This is a genomic window from Methylobacterium frigidaeris (assembly GCF_022179185.1).
Lineage (GTDB): Bacteria > Pseudomonadota > Alphaproteobacteria > Rhizobiales > Beijerinckiaceae > Methylobacterium > Methylobacterium frigidaeris.
The window spans coordinates 28,271-45,940 of sequence record NZ_BPQJ01000037.1 but is presented as its reverse complement, the minus strand read 5'-3'; the positions used below and the strand labels follow the sequence as shown (position 1 = coordinate 45,940).

Annotated in this window: 16 protein-coding genes and 1 pseudogene; 2 read left to right on the top strand and 15 right to left on the bottom strand. The window is 71.0% G+C overall.

Annotated elements, in window-relative coordinates:
• Positions 1-145 precede the first annotated feature (145 nt).
• The 15 genes from MFF64_RS27520 to MFF64_RS27455 all read right to left on the bottom strand — a co-directional run bounded on the left by MFF64_RS27520 (position 146) and on the right by MFF64_RS27455 (position 15,633).
• Positions 146-1,516 carry an LLM class flavin-dependent oxidoreductase gene (locus tag MFF64_RS27520; protein WP_238192884.1) on the bottom strand — a complete coding sequence of 457 codons (1,371 nt, stop codon included), beginning with the start codon at positions 1,514-1,516 and terminating at the stop codon, positions 146-148.
• 86 nt (positions 1,517-1,602) lie between these two features.
• Entirely contained in the window at positions 1,603-1,944 is a 342-nt protein-coding gene (locus MFF64_RS27515) for a Txe/YoeB family addiction module toxin (protein WP_309296465.1), read from the bottom strand.
• Positions 1,941-2,213 carry a type II toxin-antitoxin system Phd/YefM family antitoxin gene (locus tag MFF64_RS27510; protein WP_099902658.1) on the bottom strand — a complete coding sequence of 91 codons (273 nt, stop codon included), beginning with the start codon at positions 2,211-2,213 and terminating at the stop codon, positions 1,941-1,943. Before MFF64_RS27510 ends, MFF64_RS27515 begins: the two co-directional genes overlap by 4 nt.
• A 170-nt stretch (positions 2,214-2,383) precedes the next feature.
• On the bottom strand, positions 2,384-3,256 hold the full coding sequence (locus tag MFF64_RS27505; RefSeq protein ID WP_099902660.1) for an ABC transporter permease: 873 nt from the start codon (positions 3,254-3,256) through the stop codon (positions 2,384-2,386).
• A complete protein-coding gene (locus MFF64_RS27500) occupies positions 3,253-4,104 on the bottom strand; it encodes an ABC transporter ATP-binding protein (RefSeq protein ID WP_099902662.1) in 852 nt (283 codons plus the stop codon). Before MFF64_RS27500 ends, MFF64_RS27505 begins: the two co-directional genes overlap by 4 nt.
• Before the next feature lie 11 nt (positions 4,105-4,115).
• Complete coding sequence (locus MFF64_RS27495) at positions 4,116-5,150, bottom strand: ABC transporter substrate-binding protein (RefSeq protein WP_238192875.1); 1,035 nt, start codon at positions 5,148-5,150, stop codon at positions 4,116-4,118.
• 183 nt (positions 5,151-5,333) lie between these two features.
• A complete protein-coding gene (locus tag MFF64_RS27490; RefSeq protein ID WP_238192874.1) occupies positions 5,334-6,536 on the bottom strand; it encodes a YeeE/YedE family protein in 1,203 nt (400 codons plus the stop codon).
• Positions 6,533-7,498: a sulfurtransferase gene (locus MFF64_RS27485; RefSeq protein ID WP_438823099.1), complete on the bottom strand. Its 966-nt coding sequence runs from the start codon at positions 7,496-7,498 to the stop codon at positions 6,533-6,535. Before MFF64_RS27485 ends, MFF64_RS27490 begins: the two co-directional genes overlap by 4 nt.
• 269 nt (positions 7,499-7,767) lie before the next feature.
• Complete coding sequence (locus tag MFF64_RS27480; protein WP_238192872.1) at positions 7,768-9,153, bottom strand: FAD/NAD(P)-binding protein; 1,386 nt, start codon at positions 9,151-9,153, stop codon at positions 7,768-7,770.
• Positions 9,154-9,165: 12 nt separating this feature from the next.
• On the bottom strand, positions 9,166-9,291 hold the full coding sequence (locus MFF64_RS37895) for a hypothetical protein (protein WP_273557175.1): 126 nt from the start codon (positions 9,289-9,291) through the stop codon (positions 9,166-9,168).
• A gap of 62 nt (positions 9,292-9,353) precedes the next feature.
• Positions 9,354-10,976, bottom strand: a complete 1,623-nt coding sequence (groL, locus tag MFF64_RS27475) for a chaperonin GroEL (protein WP_099903496.1) — start codon at positions 10,974-10,976, stop codon at positions 9,354-9,356.
• A gap of 30 nt (positions 10,977-11,006) precedes the next feature.
• A complete protein-coding gene (locus MFF64_RS27470) occupies positions 11,007-11,297 on the bottom strand; it encodes a co-chaperone GroES (RefSeq protein ID WP_099903494.1) in 291 nt (96 codons plus the stop codon).
• A gap of 293 nt (positions 11,298-11,590) precedes the next feature.
• A complete protein-coding gene (locus MFF64_RS27465) occupies positions 11,591-12,790 on the bottom strand; it encodes an acyl-CoA dehydrogenase family protein (protein WP_238192871.1) in 1,200 nt (399 codons plus the stop codon).
• A 22-nt stretch (positions 12,791-12,812) separates the two neighbouring features.
• Positions 12,813-14,399 carry an ABC transporter substrate-binding protein gene (locus tag MFF64_RS27460; RefSeq protein ID WP_238192870.1) on the bottom strand — a complete coding sequence of 529 codons (1,587 nt, stop codon included), beginning with the start codon at positions 14,397-14,399 and terminating at the stop codon, positions 12,813-12,815.
• Positions 14,400-14,430: 31 nt separating this feature from the next.
• Positions 14,431-15,633 (bottom strand): LLM class flavin-dependent oxidoreductase, encoded by a 1,203-nt coding sequence (locus tag MFF64_RS27455; protein WP_238192869.1) that lies wholly within the window; start codon positions 15,631-15,633, stop codon positions 14,431-14,433.
• A gap of 132 nt (positions 15,634-15,765) precedes the next feature.
• Between MFF64_RS27455 and MFF64_RS27450 the strand changes: the two genes are divergently transcribed.
• The gene (locus MFF64_RS27450; RefSeq protein ID WP_099901609.1) at positions 15,766-16,755 is read left to right on the top strand and encodes an ABC transporter permease; all 990 of its coding nucleotides are present in this window, start codon (positions 15,766-15,768) and stop codon (positions 16,753-16,755) included.
• An 80-nt stretch (positions 16,756-16,835) separates the two neighbouring features.
• A pseudogene (locus MFF64_RS27445) lies at positions 16,836-17,669 on the top strand (ABC transporter permease); the annotation flags it as partial.
• Position 17,670 lies beyond the last annotated feature (1 nt).

The window sequence follows — 17,670 nt, the reverse complement described above, 5'->3', positions numbered from 1 at the left end:
CCCAGCTCGGCGCTCCCTTCGAAACCCGGGCCACCCTCACGCGGGACCTTCGGTCGCCAAGACGCTCTTTCACAGGTCCCCATTCACAGGGAGAGGGGAGACCCGCGCCTCTTCCTTCTCTCCCGATGGCCTTGTCCCCGGCTTCTCACCGGGCACGTCGGCGAAGGCCGGCACCGGGATGGCTGTCCGGCAGGCGTGCACCGCGCCCGGCAAACAGCTTCTCCCGCAAGGTCCCCTCCCGGTAGGCAGTCTTGAACATGCCGCGGGCCTGCAACTCGGGCACGAGCAGGTTCACCACCGCGTCGAGCGATTCCGGCATCACCGTGCGCACGAGGTTGAAGCCGTCCACGTCCGCTTCCGCCACCCAGGACAGGAGTTCGTCGGCGACCTCGACTGGCGAGCCGACCACCACCGCCGCCCGGGCGCCGGCCGGCGTGAAGTCGAGGAGGTCGCGCACGAGGGTCGGGCGCTCGGCGCGGGTGAGGTTCTCCACCGTCGAGCGGATCGCGTTGGTGCGCTGGAAGGCAAGTGGATCGTCGAGGGACAGGCCCGAAAGATCGATCCCGGTCCAGCCGGAAACGAGAGCCAGCTGACCCGACGCGTCGAGGTAGCTCCGGTACTCGTCGCGCAGGTCGCGCGCCTCGGCCGAGGTCGGCGCCACGATCACGGTCGCGCCGAGGAAGGTCAGGACATCGTAGGGGTCGCGCCCAGCCTCCCGAGCCGCCTCCCGCACCCGACGCACCACCTTCGCGGCGGCGGCCTTCGTCGGGCCGTTGAGGAAGACGCTCTCGGCGTGGCGCCCGGCGAAGCGCACGCCCCGCTCCGACGTGCCGGCCTGGTAGAGGACCGGCGTGCGCTGAGGGGAGGGCTCGGCGAGGTGGCGGGCATCGACCTTGTAGTACGGGCCGTCATGCACGACGCGGTGCACCTTGTCGGGACGCGTGAACACGCCCGCCGCCCGGTCCCGCAGGACCGCGCCGTCCTCCCAGGAGCCCTCCCACAGCTTGTAGACGGCCGTCATGAAGTCCTCGGCCGCCGCGTAGCGCTCGTCGTGATCGCGCGAGACCGGCAGGCCCATGCCGCGGGCGCCGCTGTCGAGGTAGCCCGTCACGATGTTCCAGCCGAGGCGGCCCCCGGTGAGGTGGTCGAGGGTGGCGAAGCGGCGGGCGAACTGGAACGGGTGATCGTAGGTCAGGTTCGAGGTGATGCCGAAGCCGAGGTGGCGCGTGACGTGGGCCATGGCCGAGACGGCGAGGACCGGATCGGCGTTGGGCGCCTGGGCGCCGGCGAGGAGCGCGGCGTCGCCATTGCCCGCATAGACGTCGTAGAGGCCGAACACGTCGGCGATGAACAGTCCGTCGAGAAAGCCGCGCTCGGCCGTTTGCGCCAGATCCGTCCACCAGGACAGCTGGTTGTAATCGGCTTGATTGTCCCGCGGGTGCCGCCACAGGCCGGCCCAGTTGTGCGACGGGGCGGCCATCTGGAAGGCGTTCAGGCGAAGTTCGCGGCGTGGCATCATGGTCCCGACCGGGTTTCTCGCCGGGGGCAGTTCCTGCGGCTTCCGGGTTGTGTCGCCTGCGGCGGCCACGATGTCAAATTAGTCTATAAGAAAAATATACTACAATGGAGGGCGTGGCGCGTGCTCCTGCGCAGCCAAGGAGCTGACGGACGCTCATCATCGTAGTGCCAGCGGCATTGCGCGATCTCCAGCGCCTGCGCCGCGCCGGATCCGCTCACCCGATACACGAGGCGATGCTCGCTCGAGATGCGGCGCGACCACCAGCCCTTGAGCTTGAACCTCACCGGCTCCGGCTTGCCGGCCCCCTTGAGCGGCGTTCGCTGGATCTCCTTGATGAGGCTGTCGATGCGCGCGAGCGTGCCGTCGCGCTGGTCCTGCCAGAACAGGTAGTCGTCCCAGGCATCGTCGGAGAAGACGATCTTCATTCCCCGGCAGGCGCATCCGGCTCGGTCGGCGTTCGCTCGGTACCCCGTCCGGCATCGATCTGGGCGACTGACCGCAACAGCCGTCGCGCATTCGCGGGCGTGCCGAGCAGGTGCAGCGTCTCGCGCAGGCTGTTCAACTCGGCGAGCGGCAGCACCGCGAGGGGCTCGTGGCCTTGGCGCGTCATCACCAGCTCCTCCCGGTCGCGCTCGACCCGGTCGAAGTGGCTGGCGATGTTCTGGCGGAGATCCGTGAGGCTGACGTGAGCCATGACCGACCCTGCCTGTACGTGTTCTCCTACGCAAAGCAGGATGCGCCCGATCGCAACCGAGGTGTCCGCTAGAGCAGCGACCGATCGCGTTGCAATCGGTCGCTGCTTCAGGCCCTCGATCTCGCCGCATGTTCGGCGACGAGCCGGTATCCACTCCGTCGGAAAATACTCTAGCGCACCTGCCCCCAGCGCCGGACCGTCACGCGCTCCAGGCTCGCGAACACCACCGTCTCGACCATGAGGCCGATGGCGATGACGAGGAGCAGGCCGGCGAAGACCCGATCGGTGTAGAGCTCGTTGCGGTTCTGGAAGATGTACCAGCCGAGGCCGCCCCGGCCCGACGACGCGCCGAAGACTAGCTCCGCCGCGATCAGGGTGCGCCAGGCGAAGGCCCAGCCGATCTTGAGCCCCGACAGGATCGCCGGCAACGCCGCCGGGACCAGGATCTGGCCGACATACGTCAATCCTTCGAGCCCGTAGTTGCGCCCGGTCATGCGCAGCGAATCCGGCACCGCCTGGAAGCCCGCATAGGTGTTGAGCGCCAGCGGCCACAGGACCGCGTGGACCAGCACGAAGATCAGGCTGCCCTGCCCGAGCCCGAACCACAGCAGCGCGAGGGGCAGCAGCGCGATCGCCGGCAGCGGGTTGAACATGGCCGTCAGCGTCGAGAGCAGGTCGCGGCCGAATTGCGTCGAGACCGCGAGCGAGGTCAGCCCGAAAGCGAGGAGGACGCCGAGGACGTAGCCTTGCGCCAGCACGGTGAGGGAGATCCGGGTCCGCTCCAGGATCTCGCCGGTGGCCAGGCCGTCGACGAGGGCCGACAGCGTCGCGCCGAAGCTCGGTAGCAGCAGGTCGTTGTCCTGCCAGCGCGCCAGCGCCTCCCAGATGAGGGCCAGTGCCACGAGGATCAGGCCGCGGCGCAGCCAGCCCTGCTGCCACAGGCGGGTCGGCAGCGGGAGCGCGCGCACGACCGGCGCCTCCACGAAGGGCGGCAGCACCCGGTCGACCTCCGGACGGATCGGCGGCGTGAGGGCGTGGTTCATCGCGCGAAAGCCTCGGGGGCGGGCTCGAACAGCCGGTCGTGCAGGCGCTGCACCGCGGCCTGGAAGGTCCGGCTGCCGAGGCTCGACAGGTCGAACTCATGGCAATTGTACTCGCCGCGGACCCGACCCGGATGAGGAGAGAGCAGCGCGACCCGGTTGCCGATCACCAGCGCCTCCTCGATTGAGTGGGTGACGAACAGAAGGGTCATGCGGGCCTCGTCCCAGAGCGCCAGCAGCTCCTCCTGCATCTTGCGCCGCGTCAGCGCGTCGAGCGCCGCGAAGGGCTCGTCCATCAGCAGCACCTTCGGCTGCATCGCCAGCGCCCGGGCGATGGCGACGCGCTGCTTCATGCCGCCGGAGAGCTGGTGCGGGTAGCTGCCGGCGAAGGCGGTGAGGCCGACCTTGTCGATCGTGGCGCGCGCCCGCTCCAGCGCCTCGCGGCGGCCGAGCCCGCGGGCGGCGCGCAGGGGAAAGGCGACGTTCTCGACCACGGTCTTCCAGGGCGGCAGCTGGTCGAATTCCTGGAACACCACGATCCGGTCGGGGCCGGGCTTGCGCACCGGAACGCCGGCGAGCGTGATCTCGCCCTCGACCGGGGCGATGAAGCCGGCCACCGCCTTCAGCAGGGTGGACTTGCCGCAGCCCGACGGCCCGAGCAGCACGAAGCGGTCGGCCTCGTAGACGTCGAGGTCGATCCGGTGCGCCGCCCGCACCACGCGCCCCGGCGTGCGATACTCGAGCGACACGCCGGCGATACGCAGGAGCGGATCGGGCAGGGCGCGCGGCGCCTCCGGGAGCGCCCGCGAGGGCGCCAAGGCGGGCGCGTCGCGCGCGATCACGAGCGTCATGCCGGTCGCCCTCAGCTGCCCGCGGCGACGCGCGGGTTGACGAAGAAGTAGTCGTTCAGGCTCTTCGGCTCGTTCTTGATCGCGCCGACCCGGTGCATGAACTGGCCCAAGCCCAGGGTGTTCTGCGGCTCGACCTTGAAGGTCACCTCCGGGCTCTTGATCACCTTGAGCAGCAGGGCGCGGTCGATGCGGCTGCCATTGGCCTTGAGGTAGATGTCGGCCGCCCGCTCCGGATCGGCGGCGATGAAGCGCGCCGCTTCATCCAGGGCGTCGACGAAGGCCTGGTAGGTCTTCGGGCTATCCTTGTAGAATTTCTCGGTCGCGTAGAGCACGGTCGAGGAGGCCGGCCCGCCCTGGACGTCGTAGGAGCTCAGGATGACCCGGGCGTTCGGGTTCTCGGCGAGCTCCTGTTCCTGGAACGGCGGGTTGCCGAAATGCGCGGTGATCTCGGTGCCGCCCTTGATGATCGCGGCCGCCGCCTCGGGGTGGGGCACCGCCACGCTGTTGCGGTCGAGCCGGGCGAAGTCCTTGTCGCCCCACAGCTTGGCCGAGGCCCATTGCAGGATGCGCGCCTGGACCGAGACGCCGACCGCCGGCAGGGCGATGCGGTCCTTGTCGGTAATGTCGGCGATCGACGTCACCTCGGGGCGGTTGCTGACGAGGTAGTACGGGAAGTTGCCGAGCGAGGCGACGCCGCGGACGTTCTGGCGGCCGCGGGTGCGGTCCCAGAGCGTGAACAGCGGGCCTACCCCGGCGCTGCCGATGTCGACGCTGCCCGAGAGCAGCGCGTCGTTGACCGCCGAGCCGCCGGAGAGTTGCAGGTACTCGACCTTGATGTCGAGCCCGGACGCGCGGCCGTGCTTCTCGATCAGCTTCTGGTCCTCGGCGACGTTGAGGAGCAGGTAGACGACGCCGAACTGCTTGGCGATGCGCAGTTGCCCCTCGGCCGCGGTTGCCGGGCCGGCCGGCAGCGCCGCCAGCAGGGCCAGGCCTCCGAGCAGGAATGCGGCCTGACGGCGCAGGAGCCGGGCGCTTTGCTTGATCATCACCATACTCTCGTCGCTGTCGGGAGCCTGGATACGATCGATCCGGCACAGAATATCTGGCGTTCTCCGGCAACGTCGTCAACCAGAACGTTCTTTTACTTTGACGAAGATGCGGAGATCGGACTTGCTCGCGCCGCGGACGTTCCGAGGATATTTTTTTTATTCGCGGTGGCGCACGCAGCGTCAGGCCAGGAGCCCGGACCGGCGGCCGAGGCGGAGCGTGACGGTGATGCCGACGAGCATCGCGATCCCGAACACCCAGCCCGACAGGGCGCCCGCCATGATGCCGGAGAGCAGCGTGCCGATGCTGCAGCCGAGGCCGGTCATCGCGCCCCAGCCGAGCAGGATCCCGCCGGCGAGCCCGCGCAGGACGTGGCCTCGCCCGGGCCGGGCGGGCTGGAACTGGCCCGCCGCCAGCGCCGCCGCGAAGGACGCGACCACGAGCCCGCCGACGAACAGGCCGTTCGGGGTGAGGAGCCCGTCACGGAGTGCCGTCGCGCAGCCGCGAAACCCGTCGAGCCCTTCCAGCCGCTCCGGCAGCAGCCCGAGGCCGGCCGCGGCCTGCCGGCTGCGCCCACCGATCTCCGCCGTGACCCCGAGGGGGCCGAGGCGCAGATAGGCGAGCGTTCCGATCGCCCCGACGGCGAGACCGCCGAGCCAGGTCGGCCAGCGTGCCACGAACACCGCCCGCAGCGGGTCGGCCGTGACCGGTGCCGAACGGGGTGGGAGCGGCCGTCGCAGCAGCCCCAGGGCGAGTCCGCCCAGGACCGCGAGCCCGGCCGCGAGGCTGCCCGCGTAGCCGAGATGGCGCGGCAGCCAGGTCACCGGCGCCTCCGCGATGCCCGCGAGGTAGAGCGGGTTCCAGGTGAGGAAGCCGAGGACGAAGCCGAGGGCGGCGCCTGTGAGCGCGAACGGCGCCGTCGGCGAGCCCTCGCCGAGGCGGTAGAGATGGGCGCTGAGGCACGAGCCCGACACCGCCATGCCGGCCCCGAAGGCGAGGCCGGCCAGCGCCAGGACCGGCCCGACCGGCCCGATATGGGCGCCGGGCGGCAACCGCGTCCCGGAGGGGTCCGGCAGCCAGGCGCCGAACACCACCGTGTAGCCCGAAAGCCCCGCCGCCAGGGCGGCCAGGATCCCGAGCACCCCGCGCGGGTCGCCGTGGTCGAGGAAGTCGCGCCAGACGCACAGGAAGCAGAACCGCGAGCGCTGCAGCACGAAGCCGAACAGCGCCCCGAACACCAGCGAGAGGGCGAGGCGGCTGCCGCCGGCCTCGCCCGAGAGGTGCCAGGCGCTCGCCGCCAGCAGGACGGCGAGCGTCAGGCTGAGGCCGGCGCGGAGACCCGCACCGGCGGGGGCGACCGCAGGGACCGCCGCGCTCGACGTCATTTGCCGCCCCAGACCGTGCCGGCGAGGTTGACGACCGGCACGCCGACGGCGTTGCCGTACTCGGTCCACGAGCCGTCGTAGTTGCGGGCCGGATAGCCGAGCACCCGGCTCAGCACGAACCAGGAATGGCTCGAGCGCTCGCCGATGCGGCAGGAGGTGATGACCGGCTTCGACCCGTCGATGCCGGCTTCGGCGTAGAGCTTCCGCAGCTCCTCCACGGGTTTCAGGGTGCCGTCGGCATTCACGGCCTTCGCCCACGGCACGTTGACCGAGCCCGGGATGTGACCGGCGCGCACCGCCAGCTCCGGCACGCCGGACGGGGCGATGATCTTGCCGGAGAACTCGTCGGGCGAGCGGATGTCGAGGATCCTCTCGTCGCGCTCCTTGCGCGCCACCGCCAGCACGTCGCTGAAGCGGGCCCGCAACGAGGTGGAGGCCGGGGTCACCGGGAACCTGGAGGCGGCCACCTCCGGTGTGCGGGTGTCGAGCGGGCGCTTCTCGGCCTCCCACTTCTTGCGGCCGCCGTCGAGCAGCTTCACGGTATCGACGAGGCCGTACTGCGCGAAGACCCAGGCGCCCCAGGCGGCGAACCAGTTGTTGTTGTCGCCGTAGAGCACCACCGTGGTGTCGCGGTCGATTCCGAGGCGGCGGGCCAGCGCCGCGAATTTCTCGGGCCCGGCGATGTCGCGGCTCACCGTCTCGACGAGGTCCGTGTGCCAGGCGACGTTGTGGGCACCCGGGATGTGGCCGCGCTCGTAGACCCCCGGATCGACGCTGACCTCGACGATGCGCAGCTTCGGCGAATCGATGTTCTTCTCAAGCCACTCGGTCGAGACCAGCGGGCTCTTCTCGCCGTCGCGGATGGGCGCCGCCGCGGCGGCCGCGCCGGCATTCGCCAGGGCGGGAGCCGCCGGCAGGAGCAGGGCCGCCAGGGCGGCCCCGGCCAAGGCGGCCCCGGCCAGGGCCGGCCGGAGCGATGTGGTCTTGAGCCATGTGGTCTTGCGCATCGTCGTCATTTCCCAAGGACCTCCCGGCTCGCCGGAGCGCCGCACCTGATCTTGTCCGACGCGCTCGCTATGCTTGGCGGCTTCGGATTTCGAATGATTTCCAGAGTATTTCCGAAGGGTCAATTGATCGGATATTTTTTATTTTTGCCCGACAGGAGAAGATCCGTGCTCACGTTCGATCGAAATCGGCGAGGATTATCTTGAGGTGTGACGCGTGCGGTCGGTCACACGGACGCGGCCCGTCGAGGCGAGCCCGACAGGCCCTCGACCTCCGCGGCGACGAGGGCCGCGACCTCGGCGGCCTGGCTGCGGATGTCCGGCACCGCGACGCATTCCCACAGCGTGCCGCGCAGGAGCGGGCCCAGCGTCCAGAGCCGGTTCGACCGCTCGGCGTGCAGGCGGTAGTCTTTGCCCGCCGCGAGGCCGAGCCCGAACGCGTCGGGCCTCGCGAGTCCGCGGACGACGAGGCGGCGCAGCAGCGGGTCTCCGGTCTCGTCGATGCGCCCGATCCCGGTGGCGTCGACGATGCCCTGCACCGCCAGCATCTCGTCGGCCGCCCCGCCCCGCGGCCGGATCGTCACCACGGCCTCGCCGGGCTCGTCCGCGATGGCGAGGATGCGCCCGGCCCGCACGTCGAGGCGGCCCGCGGCGATCTCGTCCGCGATGGCGGCCGCCGCCGGAGGGGCGGCGCGATGGCGGTGACCGTCCCAGAACGGCCGCAGGTGGCGCAGGAAGCGCGCCCGCTCCGCGGCCGGCAGGCTGCGCCAGAGATAGCCGATGATCGGCCGAAGCGCGTCGATCACGTCGCGCCAATCCCGCCCGCTCCGCTGCGCCGCCGCGACCTCGGCGCGGATCCGCCGGGTCAGCCGGGTCAGGGAGGCGAGGTCGGCGGCCTTGAGATCGGGTACCGGCCACGGCTTCGTCGGCGCGTGGACGCTCGGCACCAGGCCACGGCGCGACAGGGCGACGATCCGGCCGGCGAAGCCCCGGCCGCGCAGGGAGGCGACCGCGTCGACCATGGTGAGGCCGGTGCCGACGACCAGCACCGGGCGGTCCGGGTGCAGCCGGCCGAAATCCTCGGGCCGCCACGGGTCGAGTCGATGGCCGCTCGGCGGCGCGCCGGGGCCGGTGAGGTTGCCCATGGCGAGCACCGCGCCCGCGACCGGATAGACCGCCCCGCCCTCGGTGCGCAGGCGGTAGCCGCCGGCGATCGGGACGAGGTCGGTGATCGTGTCGTGGACGAGGTGGAGCCGGGGGGCACCCGCCGTGACGACGGCCTCGGTCAAGAGCTCGGCCAGATAGCGGCCGTAGAGGGCGCGCGGCGCGAAGGTGCCGGCCGGCGTCACCGCGACGCCCGACCTCTCGTCCTCCGGCAGCCCGCCGAGCCAGGCCGCGAAGTGCTCCGGCCGGTCCGGGTAGGCGCTCATGTTGGCGGCGCGCAGGTTGAGCAGGTGGGCGGGCGCGTCGGTACCGTAGGCGAGTCCCCGCCCGAAGCTGCCGCCCTTCTCGCATAGCAGCACCGACCAGGACCGGGGCAGGGCAGCCAGCAGGTGAAGGGCCGCCATGCTGCCGCTGAAGCCGGCGCCGACGACCGCGATGACAGGGTTCATCGGAGCAGATCGTCAGGCTGCGCGCAGCAGGAACGCGAAGGCGGCGAGGATCAGCGTGACGCACAGCGCGACGACGACCAGCCCGGGGCTCGGCTCGGAGGGGTGGAACGGGACGGCGGGGTCGGGGAGTTGCGGCATGGCGGTCCTCGGGCGACGAGCAGTGAGGTTGCGCCCCGGGGGAGCCCCGAGGCGCGCGGAGGTCAGAAGTCCGGAGCGGCGGGAGCCGGCAAAGCCGGCTTGTCCTTCGGCCGGTCGGCGACGAGGGCTTCCGTGGTGACGAGCAGGCCCGCCACCGAGGCCGCGTCCTGGAGCGCCGTGCGCACCACCTTCGCCGGATCGACGATGCCGGCCTCGATCAGGTCGAGGTAGATCTCGGCTTGCGCGTCGAAGCCGTAGGTGTCGGACTCGCTCTCGGCCACCTTCGCGACCACGATCGAGCCCTCGACGCCGGCATTGGCCGCGATCTGGCGGATCGGCGCTTCGAGCGCCTTGAGCACGATCTTGATCCCGGCCGCGACGTCCGGGTTACCGGCCTGGAGCGCCGCGACCGCGCCGCGGGCCCGCAGCAACGCCGTGCCGCCGCCCGGCACGATGCCCTCCTCGATCGCCGCGCGGGTGGCGTTCAACGCGTCGTCGACCCGGTCCTTGCGCTCCTTGACCTCGACCTCGGTGGCGCCACCGACCCGCAGCACCGCGACGCCGCCGGCGAGCTTGGCCAGGCGCTCCTGCAGCTTCTCGCGGTCGTAGTCGGAGGTCGTCTCCTCGATCTGCGCCTTGATCTGGGCGACCCGGGAGGCGATCTCGGACGCCTCGCCGGCGCCGTCGACGATCGTGGTGTTCTCCTTGTCGATCCGGACCCGCTTGGCGCGGCCGAGCTCGGCGAGCGTCACGCTCTCGAGCTTGATGCCGAGTTCCTCCGAGATCGTCTGGCCCTTCGTCAGGATCGCGATGTCCTCGAGGATCGCCTTGCGCCGGTCGCCGAAGCCCGGTGCCTTCACGGCGGCCACCTTCAGGCCGCCGCGCAGCTTGTTGACGACGAGCGTCGCCAGCGCCTCGCCCTCGATGTCCTCGGCGATGATCAGGAGCGGCCGGCCCGACTGCACCACCGCTTCGAGCACCGGCAGCAAGGGCTGGAGCGAGGACAGCTTCTTCTCGTGGATCAGGATGTAGGGGTCGTCGAGCTCGACGGTCAGCTTCTCGGCATTGGTCACGAAGTACGGCGAGAGATAGCCGAGATCGAATTGCAGGCCTTCGACCACGTCGAGTTCGGTCTCGGCGGTGCGCGCCTCCTCGACCGTGATGACGCCCTCCTTGCCGACCTTCTCGACGGCCTGCGCGATCAGCCGGCCGATCTCGGCGTCGCCGTTCGCCGAGATGGTGCCGACCTGCGCGATGGCGTCCGACGCCGTGACCTTGCGGGCGCGTCCCGCCACGTCCTTGACCGCCGCCGCGACCGCGAGATCGATGCCGCGCTTGAGGTCGAGGGGATTGAAGTTCGCCGCCACCGCCTTGGCGCCTTCCTTGACGATGGCCTGGGCCAGCACGGTCGCGGTGGTGGTGCCGTCGCCGGCGAGATCGTTGGTCTTTGCCGCGACCTCGCGCAGGAGCTGGGCGCCGAGATTCTCGAAGCGGTCCTCCAGCTCGATCTCCTTGGCGACGGTGACGCCGTCCTTGGTGATGCGGGGCGCGCCGAAGCTCTTCTCGATCACGACGTTGCGGCCCTTCGGACCGAGCGTGACCTTCACCGCGTCGGCCAGGATGTCGACGCCGCGCAGCAGACGCTCGCGGGCATCAGACGAGAACTTCACGTCCTTGGCAGCCATGGGGTTCGTCCTTCTCGCTCGTCGTCTTCGTCAGGCCGCGATCACGCCGAGGATGTCGGCTTCCTTGAGAATCAGCAGATCCTCGCCGTCGATCTTGACCTCGGTGCCGGACCACTTGCCGAACAGCACCCGGTCGCCGGCCCTCACGTCGAGGGGCGTCGGCGTGCCGTGATCGTCACGGGTGCCGGGGCCGACGGCGACGACCTCGCCCTCTTGCGGCTTCTCCTTGGCGGTGTCGGGGATGATGATGCCGCCCTTGGTGGTCGCCTCGCCGTCGAGGCGGCGCAGCAGCACGCGGTCATGCAGGGGCCGAAAGGCCATCGGTGGAACCTCCTGGTTGGGAATGGAGACCGGAAGGACCCGCGTTCGGGGCCGTATCCGATGAGCCAAGGGTGTCCGGAGGCGTTCGTTAAGTCAACGAAATTGTTCTTTTTAAAGAACGATGCGGCGGAGAGGAGTGGGCTCCGTCAAGTGGTGGCCCGAGAAGAATCTCCGCGACGCGCCGTCCTGGCTCGCGTTCGGCCCTGTACAGGGCTCGGCCGAGAAGTCCGGCTCCGCCCTCGTTCAACCCCGCTCGTTCGGAGAACCGTCCGCTCCCCCGGTGGCGCGGCCGCTCATTGGAAGTTGCTCGGTTGCGGGTGGGCGCCGGTCAGGAACCAGGTGCCGACGTTGCGGATCTTGTACTCGGCCGGGTTGTGCAGGGTGTGGGTGCGCACGTTGCGCCAGAACCGGTCGAAGCCGTACGAGGCCGCCGAGGCCCGCGCGCCCATCACCTCGAACACCGTACTGGTGACGTCGAGGGCGACCGCCCCCGCATGGGCGTTGGCCGCCGCCACCGTGACGGCGGCCTCGCCGCGCTCGGCCTCGGTCAGGTCGCGGCCGCGGACGAAGGCGGCGTCGATGGCCTGGAGAGCCTTGTCGGCGAGCAGGGTCGCGGCTTGCGTGCGCAGGACGAGGTCGCCGTAGGTGCGCTGGACCCAGGGGTCGTCGGTGTGCCGCTCGACGCCGGAATGCAGCCAGGGCCGCGAGGTCGTCACGGTGTAGTCGCGGGCGGCGAGCAGCGCGCCCTGCGCGCTGCCGATGAACACGTTGAGGAGCACGCTCTGCTGCTGCAGCACGCCGAGCGTGCGGTAGGGGCGGCCGCGGTCGAAGCCGTGGTCCAGCACCTCGTCGGCATGGACCTTGAGATCCGCGAAGGTCACCCGGCCGCTGCCGGTCTGGCGCTGGCCGATGGCGTCCCAGTCGTTCTCGACGATGATCCCCGGCCGGTCGGCCGGCACCGCCGCGAAGGCCCACTCGTGGGATTCCTCGTCGAGCCAGGCGATCATCAGGGCGTCGGCGACGTGCGAGCCCGAGGTGAAGGGCTTGAAGCCGTTCACGGTGATCCACTCGCCGGTGCGGCGGCCGAACAGGGTCCTGGAGAAGCTGTTGCGGGCGTTGCCCCAGAACCAGTTGCCCTCGGCCGAGCGCCGGTAGAGGCGGGCGGCTTGGTCCGGATCGCCGAGGAGGTGGGCGGCGTGGACCGAACCGAAATGGTAGCCGTAGAGGTGGCCGAGCGACCCGTCGACCTTGGCGAATTCCCGCACGATCCTGAGCGCCGTCGACCACGGCTCGCCGTGGCCGCCATGCTCGCGCGGAATCAGGAGCTTGAGGAGGCCGCTCTCCTTGAGCAGGCGGATCTGCTCGGTCGGCCGGCCGCCTTGCCTGTCGCGCTCGGCCGCGTCGCGGGCGAAGATCTCGCGCAAGGCCGCCGCCTTGGCGAGGTAGGGATCGGAGAGGTCGGGCTCGAAGCCGAGGCCGTGGGAGGGGCTCATGCGGAATCTCCTGTCGGGGGGCTCACGCCTCGAGCCAGACGTCGGCGAAGGTGTCGGAGGGGCCGTCGATCGTGGTCGGGTGGTTGGCGACGCGGCGATTGAGGATCGTCAGGTTGGCGCCGGTGACGAGGTTCACGTCGGGCAGGTCGCGGCCGACATGTCCCTGGACGGCGAAGAAGTGCTCGCGCCGCCGGGCCTGGTCGGTCTCGACCGCGGCGGCCTCGAGCAGCCGGTCGACCTCCGGGTTGCTGTAGCCGGAGCCGTTGGTGAACGGCACGCCGGGCCGGAAGTTCTTCGACCAGTACAGCCGCTGCACCCCGACCGTCGGGTCGAAGGAGTGGCTCATGCCGTTGCTCATGACGTCGAAGGCGCGGTCGGTGTAGGTGCGCCGGAACCAGGTCGGCACGTCCTGCGCCCGCAGGGTCACGCCGATTCCGATCTTGGCGAGCGCCTGCCGGGTGTAGTTGCCGAGCTGCTGGTAGGCCTCGCTGTAGGGCATGTAGTCGTGGTGGACCCGGAAGCGCACGCCGTCCGCGCCGCGGGGAAAGCCCGCCTCGTCGAGCAGGGCCTCGGCGCGCTTGGGGTCGAAGGGGTGCTTGGGTGCGTCCGGGTCGTGGAACGCCTTGAGCGCCGGGCTGATCGCGGAGGGCGCGTCGCGGCTGTAGCCGTAGAAGACCAACCGGTTGATCGCCGATCGGTCGACCGCGTGGGCGACCGCCTGGCGCACCGCGAGGTGCTTGAAGTACGGGTTCGCCAGGTTGAACTCGAGCCGGTAGACGATCGGCTGGTAGTCGTAGCCGCGGGTCTCGATCCTGAGCGCCGGGTTGGCCTTGAGCGCGTCGAGCTGCGCGAGCGGCACCGGGGTGTCGGGGGCGTAGAGCACCTCGCCGGTCTCCAGCGCCACCGCCCGGGCGTTGGCATCGGCGATGAAGCGCACGACGATCCGGTCGAGATAGGGCTTGCCCGGGTCCCAGTAGTTCGGGTTGCGCTCGTACAGGATGTGGCTGCCCTGCACCCATTCCTTGAACACGAACGGCCCGGTTCCGACCGGCGCCTTGCCGTTCGGGCTTCCCAGCACGTCGCCGTCGTAGCGGTGCTTCGGCACGATCGGCGTCTCCGAGGCGGTGAGCGCCGCGAGCAGGTAGGGGGCCGGGCGCGACAGCACGATCTCGGCGGTGTGGGGATCGGGCGTCAGCACGTCGACGACGCCCGCGAGCGTGCCGCGCCCGCGCGGATGGTGCTCCTTGAGGAGCCGGATCGAGTGGGCGACGTCGGCCGCGGTGAAGGGCTGGCCGTCATGCCACGTCACGCCGCGGCGCAAGGAGAAGCGGTAGCGCAGGCCGTCGCCGCTCACCTCCCAGGCGGTGGCGAGCTGGGGGCGCGGCCGGAAGTCGAGGTCGAACGACAGCAGGCCCTCGGTAACCTTCGGGCTCACCCGGGTGGTCGGTCCGGCGGTGTGGGTCAGGCTGACCAGCGTCGGCGGCTCGGGCTGGATCACCATCGTCAGGGTGCCGCCCCGGCGCGGGGTGCCGGCGCGGGCCGGCAGGGCGAGGCCGAGGGCTCCGGCGGCGAGGCCGGTGGTGAGGCTGCGGCGGGTGAGGGTGGTCATGGCATCCGTGTTCGGCGGCAGGGTAGGGGGGTCAGGCCGCGAGGGAGACGGGCGTGCCGCGCAGGCCCGCCTGGCGCATCAGCGGCAGCACCCGCTCGCCGAAGAAGGCGAGGTCGGGCTTGAAGTCGTAGAAGCTGAGCTGCAGCCCATCGATGCCGGCCCGCTTCAAGGCCTCGAACTGCGCCACGACCTGCTCGGGCGAGCCGATCACCCGGATGTTGCCACCGATCGCCGCGTAGGGGTCGGGCCGGCCCTCGCGGCCCTTCCAGGCCTGGGCGTCGGAATCGAGGGTGCGGAAACCCTTCGGGCTGCGCGGATCGGCATGCGCCACGATGGCGTCGGCATAGGCCCAGGCCTCGGCTTCCGTCTCGCGGCAGATCACCAGCGGGTTGATGAGCGTGCGGACCTCGCGCCCGACCGCGCGCGCCGCCGCCTTCACCCGGGCGGTGTGGTCGGGCAGGGCGTCGAGCGCGCTGTCGATGTCGGCGCCCGCCGGGCTCGTGACGAACACGATGTCGGAGTAGCGCCCCGCGAAGGCGATCCCCGCCTCCGAGCCCGTGGCGTTGACGAGAATCGGGCGGCCGTAGCGCGGCTTCGGCGTGACGAAGCCCTCGCCCAGGCGCCACGAGGATTCGCCCGAGAACGAGAACGGCTCGTCGTCCTGCCACAGGCGCTGCACCACCTCGACGAACTCGGCCGCGAGGGCATAGCGCCGGTCGTGCTCGATGCGCGGCCAGCCGAACATCTCGTGCTCCACCGCCCGGTGGCCGGTGACGACGTTGAAGCCGAAGCGGCCGCCGGAGATGTGGTCGAGGGTGGCGCCGAACTTGGCGAGGTGCAGCGGGTGCCACGGCCCGTAGAGCACGTGGACGGTCGCCACCAGCAGGATGCGGCGGGTGAGCGCCGACAGGGCCGCGATGCTGGTGAAGGAATCGAGGGCCTGCCCGTCGAGCACGCCGCCGTAGCCGCCCTTCGGCAGCCATTGCGACAGCGCGAAGACGAGGTCGAAGCCGAGCCGCTCGGCCTCGAGCACGAGGTCGCGGTTGTAGTCGAAGCGCCAGTCGGTGGTGCGCGGCAGGGTCGAGGCGGTCCAGCCGCCGGCCTGGATCGGCAGGAACAGCCCGAGCAGCAGCGGCTCCTTCAGCGCCCGCGACAGCGGACTTTCGGGGAAGTCGGCCGGGCTCGCGAAGCCGGATTGGCCGACGAGAGCGCCGGGAGAGTGCGTGAGGGTCATGACGAGGCTCACCTTGGGGGCCGGGCCGCGAGCCGGCGCGATGGTGGCATCCTATAGTTGACAAAATAGATCGACAATATGAATTTAGCCCGACCGCCGCGGCCCGGCGGCGTCGAGCCGGAGAGACCCGCGATGGACCGAACACGCCGCCTGCTCCCCGTGCTGGGGCGGGCGCTCGCCGACGCAGTACCGACGGCTCTCCTGATCCTGGTGGTGAACTTCTTTCTGCTGCGCCTCGCGCCCGGCGACGCCGCCGAGGTGATGGCCGGCGAGGCCGGGGCCGCGACCGAGGAGACGCTCGCCGCGATGCGCAGCCGCTTCGGCCTCGACCTGCCGCTGCTCGACCAGTTCCTGGCCTACCTGAACAACCTCGCCCATCTGAGCCTCGGCTTCTCGCCGCGCTACAACATGCCGGTGGCCGAGCTGATCGGGCAGCGCCTGCCCGGCACGCTGATGCTGATGGGCTTGGCGCTTATCCTCGCGCTGCTGGCCGGGCTCGCCCTCGGCGTGCTGATGGCCCGGGCGCCGGGAGGCGTCCTCGACCGGGCGCTGTCGGTCGCGGTGCTGCTGTTCTACTCGGTGCCGGGCTTCTGGATCGGCCTGATGCTGATCGTGCTGTTCTCGGTGAAGCTCGGCTGGCTGCCGAGCGGCGGCGCGCGCACCATCGGGCAGGGGCTCACCGGTGTCGCGGCCCTCGCCGACCAGCTGCGCTACATGGTGCTGCCCGGCCTGTCGCTCGCCCTGTTCTACGTGGCGATCTACGCCCGCCTGGTGCGCGCCGCGATGCTGGAGGTGCGCGCCCAGGACTTCGTGCGCACGGCCGCCGCGAAGGGCCTGTCGCCGCTGGCGGTGACCCTGCGCCACGTCCTGCGCAACGCGCTCCTGCCGGTCACCACCGTCGCCGGCATGCATGTCGGCGGGCTTCTGGGCGGGGCCGTCGTGGTCGAGACGGTCTATTCCTGGCCCGGCCTCGGGCGCCTCGCCTTCGAGGCGGTGATGGCGCGCGACTTCAGCGTGCTCCTCGGCGTGCTCCTGCTCTCCTCCCTCCTGGTCCTCGTCGCCAACGTGGCGGTCGATCTTATCCAGGCGATCCTCGACCCTCGCATCGCGGTACGCTCATGACCTCGTCGCCGATGACCCTGCGACTCGCGGAAGGCCCTCCGGCCGCGGACCGAGTGGCCGCGCTGCCGGCCCCCGCGCCGCGCCGCGCCCTGCGGGCCTTCCTGCGCAACCCGACGGCCCTGTCCGGCCTCGCGATCCTCGGCGTGGTCGCGGCGGCGGCTCTGGCCGCGCCCTTCGTCTATCCCGACGATCCGCTCGGCATGGTGGCGCAGCCTTTCCTGTGGCCGGGCCAGGACCCAACCTATCCCCTCGGCACCGACTCCCTCGGCCGCGACGTCGCCGCCGGCGTCGCGCACGGCGCCCGGGTCTCTCTCCTCGTCGGATTCGCGGCGGCCGCCACAGGTCTCGCCCTCGGTGTCCTGGTCGGCGCCACCGCCGGCTACGCCGGCGGGCGGATCGACCGGGCGCTCGGCCGGCTGATCGCCCTGTTCCAGACGATTCCCGCCTTCATCCTGCTGGTGGTGCTGGTGGCGATCGCGCAGCCGTCGATCCCGGCGATCACGCTCGCCATCGGGGCGACCTCGTGGCCGACGGTCGCCCGCCTCACCCGGGCCGAGTTCCGCTCCTTGCGCGAGAAGGACTTCGTCACCGCCGCCCGCGGGCTCGGCTACGGGCCTCTGCGGATCGTGTTCGCCGAGATCCTGCCCAACGCGCTGCCGCCGATCGTCGTCACCGCCTCGGTGATGGTCGCCTCCGGCATCCTGATGGAATCGGCCCTGTCCTTCATGGGCCTCGGCGACCCGAACGTCGTGAGTTGGGGCAGCATGATCGGATCGGGCCGGGAGGTCCTGCGCAGCGCTTGGTACCTGACGGCGATCCCCGGGGTCGCGATCGTGCTCAGCGTGCTCGCCCTCAACCTCGTCGGCGACGGGCTCAACGACGCCCTCAACCCTCGTCTCGCCGGGGAGGCGTGAG